Below are 16,795 nucleotides of genomic sequence, written 5' to 3'. Positions count from 1 at the left end.
GTCGACGTGCACACCGAAGACACCGAAGAGTTCCTCCTGCCCCGCTCGCGGCTGGCCAACGAGCGGCTGCACGCCATGATCCCCGGAGGCGCGCACACCTACGCCAAGGGCGACGACCAGTACCCCGAGAACCTGGCCCCGGTCATCAGCCACGGCCGCGGTGCCCACGTGTGGGACGTCGACGGCAACCGCTACATCGAGTACGGGTCCGGCCTGCGGTCGGTCAGCCTCGGCCACGCCCACCCACGCGTAGTCGAGGCGGTGCGGCGGGAACTCGACCGCGGCAGCAACTTCGTCCGGCCGTCCATCGTGGAGGTCGAGGCCGCGGAACGCTTCCTGGCCACGGTGCCGACCGCCGAGATGGTGAAGTTCGCGAAGAACGGCTCCGACGCCACCACCGCCGCGGTGCGACTCGCCCGCGCCGTCACCGGGCGCCCGCGAGTGGCCCTCTGCGCCGACCATCCGTTCTTCTCCGTCGACGACTGGTTCATCGGCACCACACCGATGTCCGCCGGCATTCCGGCGGCGACCAACGAGCTCACCGTGGCGTTCCCTTACGGGGACCTGGCCGCCACGGAGGAGCTGCTCACCCGGTACCAGGACGAGGTCGCCTGCCTGATCCTCGAACCCGCCACCCACACCGAGCCGCCGCCCGGGTACCTCGTCGGCCTGCGCGAGCTGGCCGACCGGCACGACTGCGTACTGATCTTCGATGAGATGATCACCGGCTTCCGCTGGTCCGAGGCGGGCGCCCAGGGCCTGTACGGCGTCGTCCCCGACCTCTCCACGTTCGGCAAGGCGCTGGGCAACGGATTCGCCGTCTCCGCGCTGGCCGGGCGCCGCGATGTGATGGAGCTGGGCGGACTGCGTCACTCCGGCGACCGGGTGTTCCTGTTGTCCACCACGCACGGTGCGGAAACGCATTCCCTGGCAGCCGCGATGGCCGTGCAGACCACCTACGCCGAGGAGGGCGTCACCGCGCGGCTGCACGCCCTCGGTGAGCGGTTGGCCGCCGGTGTCCGCGACGCCGCGGGCGGCATGGGCGTCGGCGACCACATCGCCGTCCGGGGCCGGGCCAGCAACCTGGTCTTCGCCACCCTCGACGAGAACCTGCAGCCGTCTCAGCAGTACCGCACCCTGTTCCTGCGCCAGCTCCTCGCGGGCGGGGTGCTGGCCCCGTCGTTCGTGGTGAGCAGCGCGCTCGGCGACGCCGACATCGATCACACCGTCGACGTGGTCGCCCAGGCATGTGCGGTGTACCGGAAGGCACTGGACGCCGCAGACCCCACCCCCTGGCTGGCCGGACGACCGGTGAAGCCCGTATTCCGTCGCCGGGCGTGACGTGACGTCAGCGACGCTCCCGCCAACCGGCGTCGGCCATCCCATCGACCAGCCGGTCAGCCATCCGGTCGACCAGCCACGCGGTCGCCGGTATCACCGCCAGCGCGGTGCACCAGCCGCCGAGGACGTCGGTCGGGTAGTGCGCGCCCAGGGCGACCTGCGCCCAGCCCATGGCGGCGCCGGCAACCAGCGCCGCGGCGAGGACGAGTAACGTGCCGGCCGTCCTGCCGAGGCCGAGCAGGCCGGTCGCGAGCAGCGCCACCACCAGGGCGAGCGCGGTGAGGAAGGCGGTGTGCCCGCTGGGGTAGGACAGATTGTCGCCGTGGATGGTGCGTCCCACCAGGTACTTCAGCAGCGTCGCCGACCCCACGGCCATGGCTACGCCGGCAACGACGAGCACCGCTGCGCGAGGACGCCGAAGCAGCAGGCAGCCCGTCACGGTGGCCACGACCAGCGTCGCCGCTCCCACGGGCTCCCCCAGGAAGTCCATGACCAGGGCGATGTTCCGCCACGGCGACCGCACACCGTCCACCGCCGACTGGATCCACACGTCCACGCTGCCGGGCTCGCTGTGGCCGGCGTACAGGACCCCGAGCACGACGACCACCAGCGCGGCGAGGGCCGCGATCAGCCCGAGCCACGCGCGCAGCGATGGGGGCAGCACCGCGGGCGCCGGCCGGCCGGTCACCTGCCCACCGCTTCCGGTCGACCTGCGGTGGTTTGCCGTGATCGGTGGATGGTGTTCCGGGTCTTGGCTTCTTGAGGCAGGGTGAAGGTGCGGCCCTTCATCGGACCGGTGGGCAGCCATGAATCAGCGCCTTCCTGTTTCCGACCGCGCCCCACGACGGCGGGGCATTGTTCCCGGACGACTCCGGTGACCGTAAGTCCGGGCACGCCACGGCCTATGTGTCCCGTCAGTACCCCGGCTCCCGCGGGCAGGTCCGAAAAGGCATGGTCCCAACCACCACCGCGCGGGCCGATGAGCGCGTGCACTACCCGCCGCACACCGTCGCAGACCATCCGACAGATGCGATGCACCGCCCCCCGTCGGGACCTACGCCATGTCGCCCCCGCCGCTACCGCGATGCCGCGCCCACGAGAACTGACAATACAATGCGGTCGCGACAAACCGCCGTTGGATAGTCCGCGGGTCAACACTCCGCGAATTTTGGTTCCGGATCGATTTTCCGTGCCAGAGCCTCGGAGTGTCGCCGAAACCGCAATCGTGATACGTCGTGGATGACGCCTTCCTGCAGGACTCCGGCTGCGCAGCGGCCGCTGTCTTGGCTTCAGGGACGCTACGAAACGGGATGCGGCCAACCTCGTCTGGTCTCGACTCCTGACCGTTCCACCTGATGTTCTCGGCCTGCGGGTCCACTTCCAACCACGGCCACCGCACGGACACGTAGTAACGGGTGACCCCGGTGACGGCGGTCTCAGTGAACGGGCACTCCAGCAACAGCACGTCACCGGGCCGGTAGTCGTGACTCATGGACGCATTCTGCATGCCGTCACTGACATGCGACCGAATGAGTATCCGGCGTTCCGGAGAGGCGGCCCGCAGCGCGCCCCCTTCCACAAGAGCCAACTCGTCTGAGAACAGCGCCCGGCATCATTCTCAAACCACCTGGCAACCTCATAGGTCAGCGCCCCACCAGCTGCCAACTCGAATCGGACGGGACAGCAGGTCGCGCCTGTACCTCGTTCGCGTTGAAACACCGACGCCTGGAAGGCCAAGCGGCCGCGGCGGGAACAGCCGGTCCGGGAGCACGGTTGCATCGACCGAGGGACCGGCGCCGCACGGGCAGGGAACACGGAGACCACAAGGTCGTCCGCCCCACCAGGATCCGGGCCCCAGGATCGCGGTACGCCCGCCGCGCACTCGGACCAAGACGTATTTCTGCAGGAGGACTTTTTCATGACTGACCGGCCCTTGACGCTCATGGCAGTACACGCCCACCCCGACGACGAGGCCACCGGAACCGGAGGGGTCCTCGCGCGGTACGCGGCGGAAGGCATCCGCACAGTTCTCGTGACGTGTACCGACGGCAGTTGCGGTGACGGACCAGGGGGTGTCAAGCCGGGCGATCCCGGGCACGATCCGGCGGCGGTCGCCTTGATGCGCCGTCAAGAGCTCGAGGCGAGCTGTGACGTCCTGAAGGTCAGCGATCTGGAGATGCTGGACTATGCCGACTCCGGGATGACGGGCTGGCCGAGCAACGACGCCCCCGGATCCTTCTGGCAGACCCCCGTGCAGGAAGGCGCGGCCCGACTCGCGGAACTCATGCGGCACTACCGACCTGATGTGGTCGTCACCTACGACGAGAACGGCTTCTACGGCCACCCCGACCACATCCAGGCCCACCGCATCACGATGGCGGCGCTGGAGATGACCGCGCTGACACCGAAGGTGTACTGGACCACGATGCCCCGCTCGATGATGCAGCGGTTCGGCGAGATCATGCGCGAGTTTCATGAGGACATGCCGGAGCCGGATCCTGCCGAGGCCGCCGCGATGGCCGAGATCGGCCTCCCCGACGATGAGATCACCACGTGGGTGGACACCACCGCGTTCAGCTGCCAAAAGTTCGACGCGCTGGCCGCGCACGCCAGTCAGGGCGAGAACATCTTCTTCCTCAAGATGGGCAAGGAGAGGTTCGGCGAGTTGATGGGCATGGAGACCTTCGTACGTGTCCAGGACGCCACCGGCGCGGCCATACCCGAGAACGATCTCTTCGCCGGACTACGCTGATCCACCCGCCCGACCGGCCGGGAAAGCGCATCGACCGCACGGCGCGATCGAGCGGGTCACACACCCGGAGGCTTGTCCACGCGAGTTCCGCTCCGGCAGTCCGCGTCCAGGCCCTCGCCGACGGCGTCGACGCGTGTCCGCACTTCCGACCCGCCACCGCGCTCGTCCCCAAACCACCTGACAACCGCACAGGTAGGAGACGTGCGCACTGCTGACTCGGAAGTTGCGCGACAGCCCAGGTCACAAGCCCGGCGGTCTGCTCCGATCAAGACAGACCGCCGAGGAAGCGACACGAAGCTGAGGCTCCGATGTCCGACACGCCGTGAGGCAACGGAAGAAGAAGCAGGTCACGAGAGCGGTCTCCGACACCGACCGCGAGACCCTACAACAATGAAGCCAGTCGCCCTGTCATTCAATCGAGGCGTTTGACACCGAACCTAGGCGCCCACGCCCTCGCGCCGCCCCGACCGGCCGGTACCACCGATGGCCGGTACCGCCGCGATCGGGGCGGTCGTGCATCTACCGGCTACCGCCATCGAGGAGGGCCGGGACCTGTCCTCGATGAGCGGCATCCTGACCGACACCGCCTACCGTCTGCTGCTGGCCTGACGGCGGGGGTGGTCGGTGGCTAGCTCAGATGCCGGGTGAAGAACTGGGCCGCGGCGTCCCCCGCGAACTGCGGGACGCCGGTGTGCCCGCCCAGATTGGCGTGCAGCGTCTTCTCCTTGGAGCCGAAGGCGTCGAACAGGTCCAGGGCCTGCTGCCGGTCGTTCCCTTCGTCGTCCCACTGCAGCAGGACGTGCAGCGGAATGGTGACCTGCCGGGCCTCCTCGAACAGGGCGCGAGGCACGAAACTCCCGGCGAACAGAACGGCGGCCGAGATGCGCGGTTCGACCACCGCCAGCCGGGTCCCGATGGCGATCACTCCCCCCGAGTACCCGACCGGGCCGCCGATCTCGGGCAGCGAAAGGAGGGCGTCCAGAGTGGTCTGCCATTCCGGGACCGCCTTTTCGACCAGCGGGAGGACGAGCCGGTCCACGATCTCGTCGTCGACCGGCTCGCCGGCCTCCAGCGCCCGGCGCAGGTCGGCGCGGGCCTGCTCGGCGGCGGCTGAACGGGGCCGTTCACCGCTTCCGGGGAGCTCGATGGTGGCCGCGGCGAAGCCCTCCGCCGCGGAGTGCCGGGCCCGGGCCGCCAGTCGGGGGTACATCTTGTGCAGTCCGCCGGGGTGGCCGAGCAGGATCAGCGGCACCGGTGCGGATGCGGATCCAGGCATCCACAGGATGCCGGGGATCTCGCCGAGGGTGAATTCGCGTTCGAGGACGCCGTCGTCGAGGCGTTGTTCGGAAGTGAATTGCATGGTCGTGCCTTTCGGGAGTGCTCGTGAACGGCGCTCCCGGACGACCTATCGTCCGACCGTGACCCCGGAGGGGAGCACCCATGTCGATACTGTGTTCACGGGTACCACCTCCTCGTTCTCTCGCACGGCCTCCGGAAAAGTAGCAGTGGTCGCCGTGGTCCGCCAACGGGTTTTTGCGGAGGCTCCGTGGCCGGATGCCACGGAGCCACTCGCCCAAAGGCCAAGGCCGTATGGTTAGGGGCTTCGGGCCTGTGTGGTCACGGTGTGGTGCAGGCCGGGACGTAGGAAGCGGAGCCCTGTCAGGGACGGTTTGGCGCGGGCCTGGTACAGCTGCGACGACGGAGCCGCCATGAGCCTCTGTGGTGGGCCGGGCGCGCCCCGGGATCCCGTTCACCACGTACCTCCGCCACCATCCATTGACATCGAAGTAAGTCCACCCAAGGCTTGCCCCGTAAATGATCTTTGACTGGGTGTGGCGTGGCCGGTGGCCAGTCCGGCTGCAGCCACGAGGTCCAGCGCGCGGCGAGGCGGGTTACGACGAGCAACGAGGAGGAGGGTTTCGCGAACGCGGTCGAGCAGTTCGTCCTATGACCCGCGGCACGTGTACGAGGCGGGCGGTGGCCGCCGCCAACGACGGCCTGGTACAGGCAGTATCGGTACATCCGCCCTCCGTCGGCCGCCGACGCCCGCAGGGCAGCGACCTTGCGGACCCGTGCGGCGCCGGCCGGTGCGATCGCGGACTGCCGCTTCGGCGTGAGCTGCGAGGCGGAGGCCGGGCGCATTGACGGCGCCGCGGTCAGCGCCACCGACCACAAGGGATACGCGCCCTGCTCGATGAGGGCATCCACGTCGAACAGGCGCGGGTCGAGGATGCCGGCGGCAAGCAACGAACGGACCTCGTCCGGGATGACGGTGATGTCCGTGCCGCCCTATTTGATCTCCGCAGCGCCACTGGGGCTGTCCGCGTCCCACCTGAACGCGACGATCGGACGACGACGAAGGTGGCCCCGGCCTGTTCCTGGTCTCCGAGAGGACCCGGACCCGGAGCAGCAGTCCGGGCCAGGCCGTCTCGTTCGGGTCATCTGACAACGTACGGGGGCACGCAGACTCGGCACCCATTCGATCCGGGGGATCCAGCACCAGGCCCCGTCCTCGACGCGCTCAACCCGCGAACTGGGCCATCCACGCCTCGACATCGTCCGCCGACCGCGGCAGGCCCGCCGACAGGTTCTCGTGACCGTCGTCGGTGACGACCAGGTCGTCCTCGATCCGGACGCCGATGCCGCGCCACTCCTCGGGCACGGTGAGATCGTCCGGCTGGAAGTACAGGCCGGGCTCGACGGTGAGGACCATGCCCGGCTCCAGCACGCCGTCGACGTACTCCTCGTTCCGGGCCTGCGCGCAGTCATGCACGTCCAGACCGAGCATGTGACCGGTGCCCGCCATGGTGAAGCGGCGCTGGAGACCGAGTTCGTACGCGCGGTCGGCCGGACCTTCGATGAAGCCCCACTCGACCAGCCGTTCCGCCAGGTATCGCTGGGACGCCTCGTGGAAGTCGCGGTACGCGGCGCCCGGCTTGACGGCCGCCATGCCGGCTTCCTGGGCCGCGTACACCGCGTCATAGACCTTGCGCTGCAGAGGCGTGAAAGTGCCACTGATCGGCAGCGTGCGCGTGACGTCGGCGGTGTAGAGCGTGTGTGTCTCCACGCCGGCGTCGAGCAGGAGCAGGTCCCCCGGACGCACCGGACCGTCGTTGTCCGTCCAGTGCATGATCGTGGCGTGCTCGCCCGCGGCGCAGATCAAGCCGTAGCCGACGGCATTGCCCTCGAGGCGTGCACGGCGGAAGAACGTGCCCTCTATCCACCGCTCGGACGACGCGATCGCCCCGGAGAGCTCACCGATCACATCGGTGAATCCGCGCACCGTGGAGTCCACGGCCTTGCGGAGCTCGGCGATCTCCCAGTCGTCCTTGACGAGGCGGAGATCGCCGAGCGCCTCTTCCAGTTCGGCGTCGCGCTCCTCATCTGTGGTGACGGCGGCCTCCAGGGACGGGTCGAGGCCCCGGACGATCCGGGTCGGCGCACCGGAGGCGGCGGCCAGGTCACCGGCCGCCGTGCGGACGTCCCGGCAGGGCAGACCGAGCACGAGCTCCGACTCGGCGAGGGAGCGGCGCCGGCCCATCCACAGCTCCGCCGTGGCGCCGGTCCAGAACTCGTCGTTGTCCCTGCTGTCCCGCGGCAGCTGGTAGCAGAAGGCGTCATGGCCGCCGTCCGCTCGGGGTTCGAGGACGAGTGCGCCGTCCCGGGCTTGGTCTCCGGCCATGTGCACGTAGCCCGAGTACGGCCGGAACGGGTAGCTGTCGTCGTTCGAACGGACCTTGAGGTTCCCCGAGGGAATCACGAGGCGTTCGCCCGGAAAGCGCGCGGAGAGCGAGGCGCGGCGACGGGCTGCGTACGGAGCCTGCTCGCCGAGCCGCAGGTCGTGCCGCTCGGTGTCCGCCCACCCCGTCCGCATCAGAGCGGACAGTTCCTCGGAGATCCCTGAGTAGAGACCGTTCTTTCGGCCTTTCGCCACGGCATACACCTTCTTCTGGATGGGTTCCCAAGCGGCGCTGGGCAGAGTGAGCCGTACGGACAGGCGTGCTCCCGGTGCGGCTCGTGCTCCCTCGCCGCCGCCGGTCGTCGGCGGCTCCCGGACGGTATCCCGTACCGCGCGTGCTCGGTGCTGAAAAGTGCCACTGGCACAGATCGGCCACAGCCTCCGGCCGGAGCCGTCGATAATGCGACGTATGAGGAACGCGAAACTCGGCGAGGCCCTTCGGCTTCTGGGCATCGGTCACGCGGCGGTCCAGGTGTATCTGGCGCTGCTTGAGCTGGCCCCCGCTCCGCTGAGTGCGATCGCGGCCGCGGCCGACCTGGACGGTGCGGAACTGGCCACGGCATACAGCGCACTGGTCGACGCCGGTCTCGCCAGTGCCGCCGACGAGGGTGGGGACGTGGTGGCCCCGGTTCCGCCGACCGCAGGCCTGGAGATCCTCGCCCGACACCGTGCGGCCGAGGTCGAGGAATCGCGCATCACCGTCGGGGGCGCGTTCGAGTCCTTCCGACGACAGCGGCTCGCCGCGTACAACGACAATCTCGTCGAGGTCGTCACCGGCGACGCCATCGGCCCCAGGATTCGTCACGCGTGGGCGAGCGCCCGCGATCAGATCCGGCAGTTCGAGTCACCGCCGTACTTCCCCTTGGCCGACGCCACGGACGACGCGCTGGCCACGCTCGCCCGCGGTGTGACGCAGCGTGTCGTGTATTCGCGGGAGTCGCTGGAGCACCCGGGCCACCTGAAGGAGGTCATCGAACCGTGCATCAAGGCCGGCGAACAGGCCAGGGTGCTGCCGTCGGTGCCGGTCAAACTCGTGATCATCGACGAGGCGTACGCACTCGTGTCGTTGTCGATCAAAGAGGCGGACGTACACAACACCATGCTGGTCGTGCAGCCATGCGGTCTGCTCTCCGCGCTCATGGCACTGTTCGAGCAGTCCTGGCAGAACGCCCTGCCGTTCCATGGCCGCACCACTCGCCCAGGAGGCCTGCCGGCCGCCGACCGCCGCCTGCTGTGGCTCCTCGCGGGCGGCGCGAGCGACGACATCATCGCCCGCGAGCTGGGAATCAGCCGCCGCACGCTGTTCCGCCGCCTGCAGATCCTGATGGCCCAACTGGGCGCCGCGAACCGCTTCCAGATGGCCTTGCAGGCACAGCGCAGCGGATGGTTGTGACCGGCACGCTGCCCCTGCTGCTTGCCGCGCCCACCGCAACGGCGCGTGTCAGACCAGGATCCGGGCCATTCCCGGACCAACGCGCCGCCGGACTTGCCCCTCACCGCCGTTTCCGCACGTCGGAGCCAATATTCCAGCTGCACCACCAACAGACGAAGAACCTTCTCGTGTCGTACTCCGCGAAGAAGCTCGGCTTCTTCTAGACATCAAAGAAGGGTGCCTGACCAGGTGTTTTACCTGTCAGGCACCTTCTTGGCGCGCATCTACGTCGTGGAATGAAATGCGGGGTTACTCCCGATACCTGCCACAGCTATCCCACCTCTGACCAGTTGTTTCGAGGCATTTCTGGGCCAAGGTCTCGGTACAGCCACTGCGGCAGCTCTCACGATCTGGCTCCGAACATGATCGACGGGAATGCTCCGTGGCACTGAGCCGAGAACGTGCTCCTCGCTGCCCCTGTCGCCGAGGATCTGCACCCTCACAACAGCGATCGAACCCCTGCTACGAGGGGCGGAGAACGGGATCGATCTCTGCCAGGCTTTCGTGCAGCCGACGGGCCCCCCGGGCAACACGATCGTCGGTGTCGCCCGACATCTCCCCGCAGAGCCGTAGCGCCTCGTCCAAGTCGTCCGAGAAGATGCTAAAGACATCGACGATCGCGGTGTGGATGTAATCGGCGTGGTTGTCGTTGGCGACTGCCAATGCGGACGCGACTATCGTCAGTCCGACCCTGTCCTTTCGCCGAAGCAAGCCCTCCGCGGTCCGCCGGGTGACGAAGGTGTCACCAGGATCGAGCACAAGCCCCAGCAGCGGCTCTACGGCCTCCGGCATCTCGGCGAACCCTGCCAGGCTGTGACCAGCATCCGCCCGGTCACGCCAGTCATCGCTTCGCCCGAGTTCGCCAAGCGTCACGACGACCGCACGCCGCAGGTCACTGTCCACGGATTCGCCCACCCCTTCCCACGATGCCGGTCAAAATATCACCGAGGCGCCCGACCGGATCATCGCCAGGACAGGTCCTAAGCGCGGCATCCACCGTTCCGTCCAAGCACTCGAACGCGACATCCGGGCCTGGGTCGCAGACTGGAAGGACCACCCACGACCCCTCACCTGGACCTAGACCGCCGACGAAATCCTCGACAAGGTCGCCACCTGTTCAACGAATCTCCGACTCATGTCACTAGGACGACCGGGTACAGTGCGCGCCGGCAGTCTGGTTACTTGAGGAGGGGAAGCGTGACCGACACCAGCGAAGCCCGATCCGCGGACAGTGCAGCTCATGCGACCCAGCAGAGCCGACTGCGCCGCCTGATGCGCTACATCCCTTTGATCGCCCCCGTCCTGCTGTGGACTGTGCCCTGCTGGGTGCTGCTGCACGCCGGCCAGCACTGGCCGCTCCCCGTGGCGTTGGGCGGTACCGCCCTGTCCGTCCTCGGTCTGGTCGCCATGCCGCTCGCGATGGTGCGTGGCCACGGCCAGCGGCAGCAGGACTGGGCGGCGATCGTCGGAGACACCCTCCTTGGGGCCAGCTGGGTACTGTTCACGTGGTCCGTCCTGCTCGGCGTCCTGCTGCGCCTCGCCCTGACCGTGGCCGGCGTGGACGAGAGTCAGGACCGGGCTCGAATTGTCACTTGGGCCGTCCTCGGCATAACCGCCGTACTACTCGCCTGGGGGTACGCCGAAGCCCGCCGCGTGCCACGCGTGCGCCGACTCGACGTGCAACTCCCACGGCTGGGTGCCGGGTTGGACGGCACCCGCGTCGTCCTCATCACCGACACCCACTACGGCCCGCTCGACCGCGCCCGCTGGTCGGCGCGGGTCTGCGCGAAGGTCAACACCCTGGAGGCCGACCTGGTCTGCCACACCGGCGACATCGCGGACGGCACGGCCCAACGCCGCCGCGCCCAGGCCGCTCCGCTCGGCACCGTGCGAGCCACCCGGGCCCGGGTCTACGTCACCGGAAACCACGAGTACTACAGCGAGGCCCAGGGCTGGGTCGATCTGATGGACGAGCTGGGCTGGGAGCCGCTGCGCAACCGTCATCTGCTGCTCGAACGCGGCGGCGACACCCTCGTGGTCGCCGGCGTGGATGACGTCACCGCCGAGTCCTCCGGCCTGGCAGGCCACCGCGCCCACCTCGCCGGCGCCCTGAACGGCGCCGACCCCGACCTGCCCGTCCTGCTCTTGGCCCACCAGCCCAAGTTCGTCGACCGGGCCGCAGCAGGCGGCATCGACCTCCAACTCTCGGGCCACACCCACGGCGGCCAGATCTGGCCCTTCCACCACCTCGTCCGCATCGACCAGCCCGCCCTCGCCGGCCTCAGCCGCCATGGCACCCGCACCCTCCTCTACACCAGCCGCGGCACCGGCTTCTGGGGCCCACCGTTCCGCGTCTTCGCCCCCAGCGAGATCACCCTGCTCGTACTCCGCTCCCCGCAGCGGCCTCCCACACAGCCCGTATGAGCGGGGTCCTGGCTGCAGCTGTCCGTGACCAGGTGGAGGATCTCCCGGGCGCGTAGCGTTTGAGGCAACGGACGATTTCGCGGGCTTCCTCAATCGCGTCCTGCACCACCGGAAAATGCAACTGGAGTCCGTACGTGACATTGCCGCGGCTGTTCAGCGTGCTGTCCTGCCACACCCTCCGGACAGAATCGGTCCGCTGAGCTTGGCCGCACGTTACGAGGCTGCTCAGGCGGATGCACAGATCGGCAGGGACCTCTACGCAGTGGTCGACACTCCGTTCGGCGTGCGCTGCGTGATCGGCGATGTGCGTGGCAAGGGGATAGGGGCAGTCAGGGCGGTCGCGCTCAGCTTCGGGACTTTTCGGGAGGCAGCCCTGCACGAGCCCACTCTGACCGGTCTCGTGGAACGGCTGGAGCAGTCCCTCGTCCTCGAGGCTCAGCAGTCAGGGACCCTGACCGAGCTCGAAGGGTTCGTCACCGGCGTAGTGGTCGGGTTCCCCCGGTGGGGAAACAAAGTTCGGTGACGTCCTCGACCTGGCCGGTGGGCACAGTCCGTGCCGGGCTGCCCCGCCGGGCAGTGGCGGTGGTGCGTCCGCAGGTGTGGGTGCTGGACGGCACCGGCTTCCCCACCTGGCTCGAGGCCGTCGCGAAGACCATGCCCCTATCACAGGACCCGGATCTAGATCTCATCCTCGCCGTTTCAGTGCCTGTGCCACGCGTGGGGTCTCCTCGTGCACCAGACGGCCGACCAGCGCACCACCGAAGACGACGACGCCCACGCCGACCAGCCAGGACTGGAGGACCAGGACAGTTCCGATAGCGCCGTAGGTGACAGCGTTGGTTGCGATCAATGGCGAGAAGACGAGCCGGGAGAAGATCCTGAGACCGAGCAGTCCCAACATGGTGGCGACCGCGCCGGGCAACAGCGCGCGCCAGCGGACCCGCCCGCCGAGCAGCATGCGCTGGGACCACCAGAAGAACAGGACGGTGCTCAGCGTCGCGCCGAATGCACCAACAGGGGAGTCGCTTCGCAGCGTCGTAGTGGCGGAGACGAAGAGGTAGCCGGTGAGTACGACGAGCCACACCACTTGCCGCCACCTGGCCCACCAGCGCGCCTGCGGCAGATCCCAGACCTCCTCGTAGCCGGCCTGCACCACTGCCCCGAAGGTCACACCGAAGGCAGCGAGGACGGCAATGCCGAACGCCGTCGTAGTTCGCAGAGCCTGGCCGGGCCGAGTGAACAGCTGCTCCACCTCCGCTCTGGAAGCCGTCGACACGCCGAGTCCCTTCCCCAGCCACTGCGCAAACCCCCGCCCGCGCTCCGGATCGGCCGAGGACACAATGATCAGCAACGGAACCAGCGTGAGAAACCCCAACGCCGCGAAGCCCAACGAACGCGGCCCCAACTCCAGATCGCAGCTCCGCCGCCATCCGCGTCCGACCGGTGAATGGATGATCACACGGCGCAGCCGTCCGAACAGAGATGAACGGCTCGCTGCACTGGAAGGCTTCATCGGCATGCCTGTCGACTACCACGGCCGATACCGCCGCCGCGCGAAGACGCGACGCACAGCTTCCAAGTCCGCGCCGGCTGGGGCGGATGCCACCCGTGGGGGCCAGGCGGGCGCGAAGTCCGAGGCGTTGTCTGATAGTGCACCACGTACGCGCCGGAACCCCACACCTTGTGGGCCTCCTGGTGGACACCCGGGCCTGAAGGCGTTCCCCGACTCGTCACCAAGAGCAAACCAGGGGGACCGGTGTCAGACGGATCGGTTTTCCGCGCTGACCATCCAGGCGTGTTTCTCAAGCGAGTCGGTGATCGCGTGCAGCAGGTCGGCCGTGGAGGGGTCCTCGCTGTCGACCTGGTCATGGAGGGTGCGCAGCGTTTCGACGGTGGTGCGTGGGCGGGTAGTGACGAGGTCGACAACGACGCTACGCTCTGCTCGCCCTCCGGTTGATGGGCATCGGCCACCCCCGCCTCGTGGGCTGCTTCGCGCAGCACAGCCAGCGCTTCCGCCGGCGGTGCAGGAGGCCCGACGCGGGAGTGGTGGCGAGGAGGCGGGGCATGCAACCTGGCCGGGTTCAGGCGGCGTTCGGGTACGGGCGAAGGGTCAAGACCGTGGGCCCGCCGGTGGGGCATCGTCGCAGATCCCGCTCCGCCGGTCCGGACGTACCGATGGCGTCGGAGAAGACGCGGCACCGGTGGTCAGTGAGGCAGCACGGTGTCCAGCCATTGCAGGACCTCGGGGGTCACCGGGTCGGTGATGTCGGCGAACTCGTCATGCTTCTTGAGGAACTTCGCGACGTAGGGGCAGACCGGCACGATGCGCTTTCCTGACGTGCGTACGTCGGTCAACGCCTGCTGTACGAGTATCGCGGCCAGGCCCTGTCCGGCGAAGGCGTCGTAGATTTTGGTGTGGTAGAAAACGCGCTGGTCGTCGCGGTCGCGATACGCGGTGTGGCCTGCGGTATTGCCGTCGACCAGGATTTCGTAACGGTGCTTCGGGTCCACTCGCTGGACAGTCGGAGCGGCGGCGGGCTGGGTCATCGCATGCCTTTCAGTGACGCGTCGGGTTTTTGCGAGGTGCGATGGTGGCGTGGGGAAGGTTCGGCGCGGGAAGACGGTCGCCGTCGTAACCGTCGACCTTGCCGAAGCGTTCGGATGCGCTCTGCCACGCTTCCCTGGCTTCGACGATGTCTTCGTGGCTCCGACCGATGAAATTCCACCACATGACGATCTGTTCCTCGAACGGCGTCCCGCCGAGCAGGACTGCCCGCGCGACGGCGTCCGTCTCGTTCGCCAGCGTCAGTGTGTCGCTTCCCGTGCCGACGTATCCCAACTCCGTCGGGTGCAGGAGTGTTCCAGCGATACGGACCTCCCCGTGGTCGACGAGAAGGCCGTGCTCGAAGCCGGCGTCGATGGCGAGCGTGGTCGTCGAGTACGGCTCAAGGATGAGTTCGGCACCGAGCAGGGGCGTGAACGTCCGCACCGGGGCGGTGTCACCTGCCAGCGCCCCGAGGAACACTCTGACTTCGGCTCCGTCCACCCGGACCGGGCTCGGGACGTAATGCTGGAAGTCACGGCCGGTGTGCCGGTGTTCTTCGGGAAGCGCCACCCACAACTGGACGCCGTGCAAGATCGTGGTGCGGGCGGTGGAAACTTCCGAGTGGCTGATGCCGTGCCCACCCGTCATGAGGTTCAGCTCACCGGGCCGTACAAAGGCGTGGCTGCCCAGGCTGTCCCGGTGCTCGACCTCCCCGCTGAACAGCCAGCTCACCGTCTGCAGACCGGTGTGCGGATGGGGCGCGACGTCCATGCCGCCCGTGCCGGCAACGTCGTCGGGGCCGTAGTGATCGATGAAACACCAGGCCCCGATCAGCGTCCGGGCCCGCTGCGGCAGCGTGCGCCGTACGGTCATCGACCTCGGACCGCCCAAGGGGACGTCCCTCGCGGAGAGGACCTCGACCTGCGGCACATGCTCACCATGCTCCGAGGCCCCGCAGCGGAGCTCGGCGGGTTCCCTCTCGACATTGCTCATGGCACGCCCCTCTCACCCAAGGATGATTTTATATTCAACAATTGTTTCCGATGATACGAGGATGCCCTGCCGTGCGCACGGCAGGGCCGGGAGCGACCCGTGAAGGAGTCCAGGTTGAGTGACACGGCAGCAGGCCCCGTGAGCAAGCGGATCTTCATCGACAAGCAGAGCCCGAAGGCCTACCACGCGCTGACCGAGACAGCCGAAGCAGTCCGTGGGGTCGCCGCCGAAGCGGGGCTGGACCGCACGCTCGTGGAACTGATCAACCTCCGCGTGTCGCAGGTCAACGGCTGCGCATACTGCCTCAACGTGCACACGCGGGCCGCCCTGCGCGCAGGCGAGACCACCCAGCGTCTGGGTGTACTGGCCGCCTGGCGCGACACCGAACTGTTCACGGCACGGGAGCGCGCGGCACTCGCCCTGGCGGAGGCGGCCACCGAACCCGCGAACGCCGCCGTCCAGGAGAGTGCCTACGACGCAGCCCGCCAGACCCTCACCGACGACGAGATCTCCGCAGCGATCTGGGTAGCGATCACCATCAACGCGTTCAACCGCGTCTCCATCATGAGCAAGCATCCCGTGCGCGTGATCCCGCAGCAGTGATTCCGGCTTCACCTCCTGCCCTGCGCCAAGACACCGGTCGTGCACACCACGGGTTCAGGAAAAGTTAGTTGATTCTTAAACCATATTCATTTATGGTTCAACGATGTCGGGCGTGCTCCACCGGCGCGGCGACGCCGGCGGCCAGTCCGCCCACTGCCCATACGCACTTTTCAATGGAGAACAAAGACATGACCACAGCCGTCAAGCTTGCCGTCATCTACTACTCGTCCACCGGTTTCAGCGCCGAGATCGCCAAGGAGATCTCCCAGGCCGCGGAGAAGGCCGGGGCCGAGGTCCGTCTCCTGAAGGCCGCCGAACTCGCCCCCGAGGCCGCCATCAGCTCCAACGAGGCATGGGCCGCACACGCCGCCGCCAGCGCGGGCATCCCGGTTGCCACCCCCGCGGACGTCGAGTGGGCCGACGCCGTGATCTTCGGCTCCCCGACCCGCTTCGGCAACATCTCCTCGCAGCTCAAGCAGTTCATCGACACCCTCGGTGGCCTGTGGGCCCAGGGCAAGCTGGCCGACAAGGTCTACAGCGGCTTCGTCACCACCGCCACCGCCCACGGCGGCCAGGAGTCCACCCTGCTCGCGCTGTACAACTCGATCCACCACTTCGGTGGCCTCGTCGTCTCCCCCGGTTACACCGACCCGGTCAAGTTCGTCGACGGCAACCCCTATGGCACCTCGCACGTCGACGCCCAGGGCAACAACCCCATCGGCGACCAGACCCGCAACGCCGCCCGTCACCAGGCCGAGCGCGTCGTCCAGGTCGCGGGCGCCCTCAAGGCCGGCTTCGCCGCCTGACCCCTCCCGGCCCGGACCCGGCTCATCCGCGTTGCCACACCTCGGCCAGCAGTTCGTAGGACCGCCGGAGGTCAGGTCCGCCTGGAAGACGCAGCGGTAGGTGCCACCGCTGTCGATGGGGCCCTCCGCGGTGAGGGTGAGGACGGCCTGGCCCACCTTG

16 protein-coding genes are annotated in these 16,795 nt (G+C 68.2%); 8 read left to right on the top strand and 8 right to left on the bottom strand.

Annotation, left to right across the window (positions count from 1 at the left end):
* The first annotated feature begins 6 nt into the window (after positions 1–6).
* A complete protein-coding gene (locus tag ACWCP8_RS27160) occupies positions 7–1,341 on the top strand; it encodes a glutamate-1-semialdehyde 2,1-aminomutase (RefSeq protein ID WP_352263626.1) in 1,335 nt (444 codons plus the stop codon).
* Between the two features lie 7 nt (positions 1,342–1,348).
* Here ACWCP8_RS27160 and ACWCP8_RS27155 read toward each other — a convergent pair whose 3' ends face one another.
* Entirely contained in the window at positions 1,349–2,029 is a 681-nt protein-coding gene (locus ACWCP8_RS27155) for a phosphatase PAP2 family protein (protein ID WP_451118671.1), read from the bottom strand.
* A gap of 1,230 nt (positions 2,030–3,259) precedes the next feature.
* Between ACWCP8_RS27155 and ACWCP8_RS27150 the strand changes: the two genes are divergently transcribed.
* Together ACWCP8_RS27150 and ACWCP8_RS27145 are read left to right on the top strand one after the other, a co-directional pair.
* Complete coding sequence (locus ACWCP8_RS27150) at positions 3,260–4,093, top strand: PIG-L family deacetylase (protein WP_451118669.1); 834 nt, start codon at positions 3,260–3,262, stop codon at positions 4,091–4,093.
* Between the two features lie 483 nt (positions 4,094–4,576).
* Positions 4,577–4,702 carry a hypothetical protein gene (locus ACWCP8_RS27145; RefSeq protein ID WP_267008952.1) on the top strand — a complete coding sequence of 42 codons (126 nt, stop codon included), beginning with the start codon at positions 4,577–4,579 and terminating at the stop codon, positions 4,700–4,702.
* A gap of 19 nt (positions 4,703–4,721) precedes the next feature.
* Here ACWCP8_RS27145 and ACWCP8_RS27140 read toward each other — a convergent pair whose 3' ends face one another.
* Together ACWCP8_RS27140 and ACWCP8_RS27135 are read right to left on the bottom strand one after the other, a co-directional pair.
* Positions 4,722–5,453 (bottom strand): dienelactone hydrolase family protein, encoded by a 732-nt coding sequence (locus ACWCP8_RS27140; protein WP_451118667.1) that lies wholly within the window; start codon positions 5,451–5,453, stop codon positions 4,722–4,724.
* A 1,161-nt stretch (positions 5,454–6,614) separates the two neighbouring features.
* A complete protein-coding gene (locus ACWCP8_RS27135; RefSeq protein WP_451118665.1) occupies positions 6,615–8,027 on the bottom strand; it encodes an aminopeptidase P family protein in 1,413 nt (470 codons plus the stop codon).
* A 214-nt stretch (positions 8,028–8,241) separates the two neighbouring features.
* On the opposite strand from ACWCP8_RS27135, the gene ACWCP8_RS27130 reads away from it, so the two are divergent.
* Entirely contained in the window at positions 8,242–9,225 is a 984-nt protein-coding gene (locus ACWCP8_RS27130) for a LuxR family transcriptional regulator (RefSeq protein WP_451118663.1), read from the top strand.
* Between the two features lie 501 nt (positions 9,226–9,726).
* Here ACWCP8_RS27130 and ACWCP8_RS27125 read toward each other — a convergent pair.
* Positions 9,727–10,167: a hypothetical protein gene (locus ACWCP8_RS27125; RefSeq protein ID WP_451118661.1), complete on the bottom strand. Its 441-nt coding sequence runs from the start codon at positions 10,165–10,167 to the stop codon at positions 9,727–9,729.
* A gap of 294 nt (positions 10,168–10,461) precedes the next feature.
* Between ACWCP8_RS27125 and ACWCP8_RS27120 the strand changes: the two genes are divergently transcribed.
* Complete coding sequence (locus ACWCP8_RS27120; protein WP_451118659.1) at positions 10,462–11,688, top strand: metallophosphoesterase; 1,227 nt, start codon at positions 10,462–10,464, stop codon at positions 11,686–11,688.
* 202 nt (positions 11,689–11,890) lie between these two features.
* Positions 11,891–12,211, top strand: coding sequence for a SpoIIE family protein phosphatase (locus ACWCP8_RS27115; protein WP_352263612.1), 321 nt, complete (start codon positions 11,891–11,893; stop codon positions 12,209–12,211).
* A gap of 162 nt (positions 12,212–12,373) precedes the next feature.
* Here ACWCP8_RS27115 and ACWCP8_RS27110 read toward each other — a convergent pair whose 3' ends face one another.
* From ACWCP8_RS27110 to ACWCP8_RS27095, 4 genes are all read right to left on the bottom strand, one after another.
* Entirely contained in the window at positions 12,374–13,207 is an 834-nt protein-coding gene (locus tag ACWCP8_RS27110) for a YhjD/YihY/BrkB family envelope integrity protein (RefSeq protein ID WP_451118656.1), read from the bottom strand.
* Between the two features lie 240 nt (positions 13,208–13,447).
* The gene (locus tag ACWCP8_RS27105; protein ID WP_352263787.1) at positions 13,448–13,570 is read right to left on the bottom strand and encodes a ferritin-like domain-containing protein; all 123 of its coding nucleotides are present in this window, start codon (positions 13,568–13,570) and stop codon (positions 13,448–13,450) included.
* 323 nt (positions 13,571–13,893) lie between these two features.
* Positions 13,894–14,235 (bottom strand): GNAT family N-acetyltransferase, encoded by a 342-nt coding sequence (locus ACWCP8_RS27100; protein ID WP_352263608.1) that lies wholly within the window; start codon positions 14,233–14,235, stop codon positions 13,894–13,896.
* Between the two features lie 10 nt (positions 14,236–14,245).
* The gene (locus ACWCP8_RS27095) at positions 14,246–15,226 is read right to left on the bottom strand and encodes a pirin family protein (RefSeq protein WP_451118654.1); all 981 of its coding nucleotides are present in this window, start codon (positions 15,224–15,226) and stop codon (positions 14,246–14,248) included.
* A 114-nt stretch (positions 15,227–15,340) separates the two neighbouring features.
* Here ACWCP8_RS27095 and ACWCP8_RS27090 point away from each other — a divergent pair, with 114 nt between their 5' ends.
* Both ACWCP8_RS27090 and wrbA read left to right on the top strand, forming a co-directional pair.
* Positions 15,341–15,829: a carboxymuconolactone decarboxylase family protein gene (locus ACWCP8_RS27090; RefSeq protein ID WP_451118652.1), complete on the top strand. Its 489-nt coding sequence runs from the start codon at positions 15,341–15,343 to the stop codon at positions 15,827–15,829.
* 188 nt (positions 15,830–16,017) lie between these two features.
* Positions 16,018–16,635, top strand: a complete 618-nt coding sequence (gene wrbA, locus ACWCP8_RS27085; RefSeq protein WP_326818522.1) for an NAD(P)H:quinone oxidoreductase — start codon at positions 16,018–16,020, stop codon at positions 16,633–16,635.
* Positions 16,636–16,795: the final 160 nt, after the last annotated feature.

The organism is Streptomyces sp. NPDC002206 (assembly GCF_053593595.1).
Note: the sequence above shows the minus strand (reverse complement) of the source record. Positions and strands in the feature narration are given on the sequence as shown.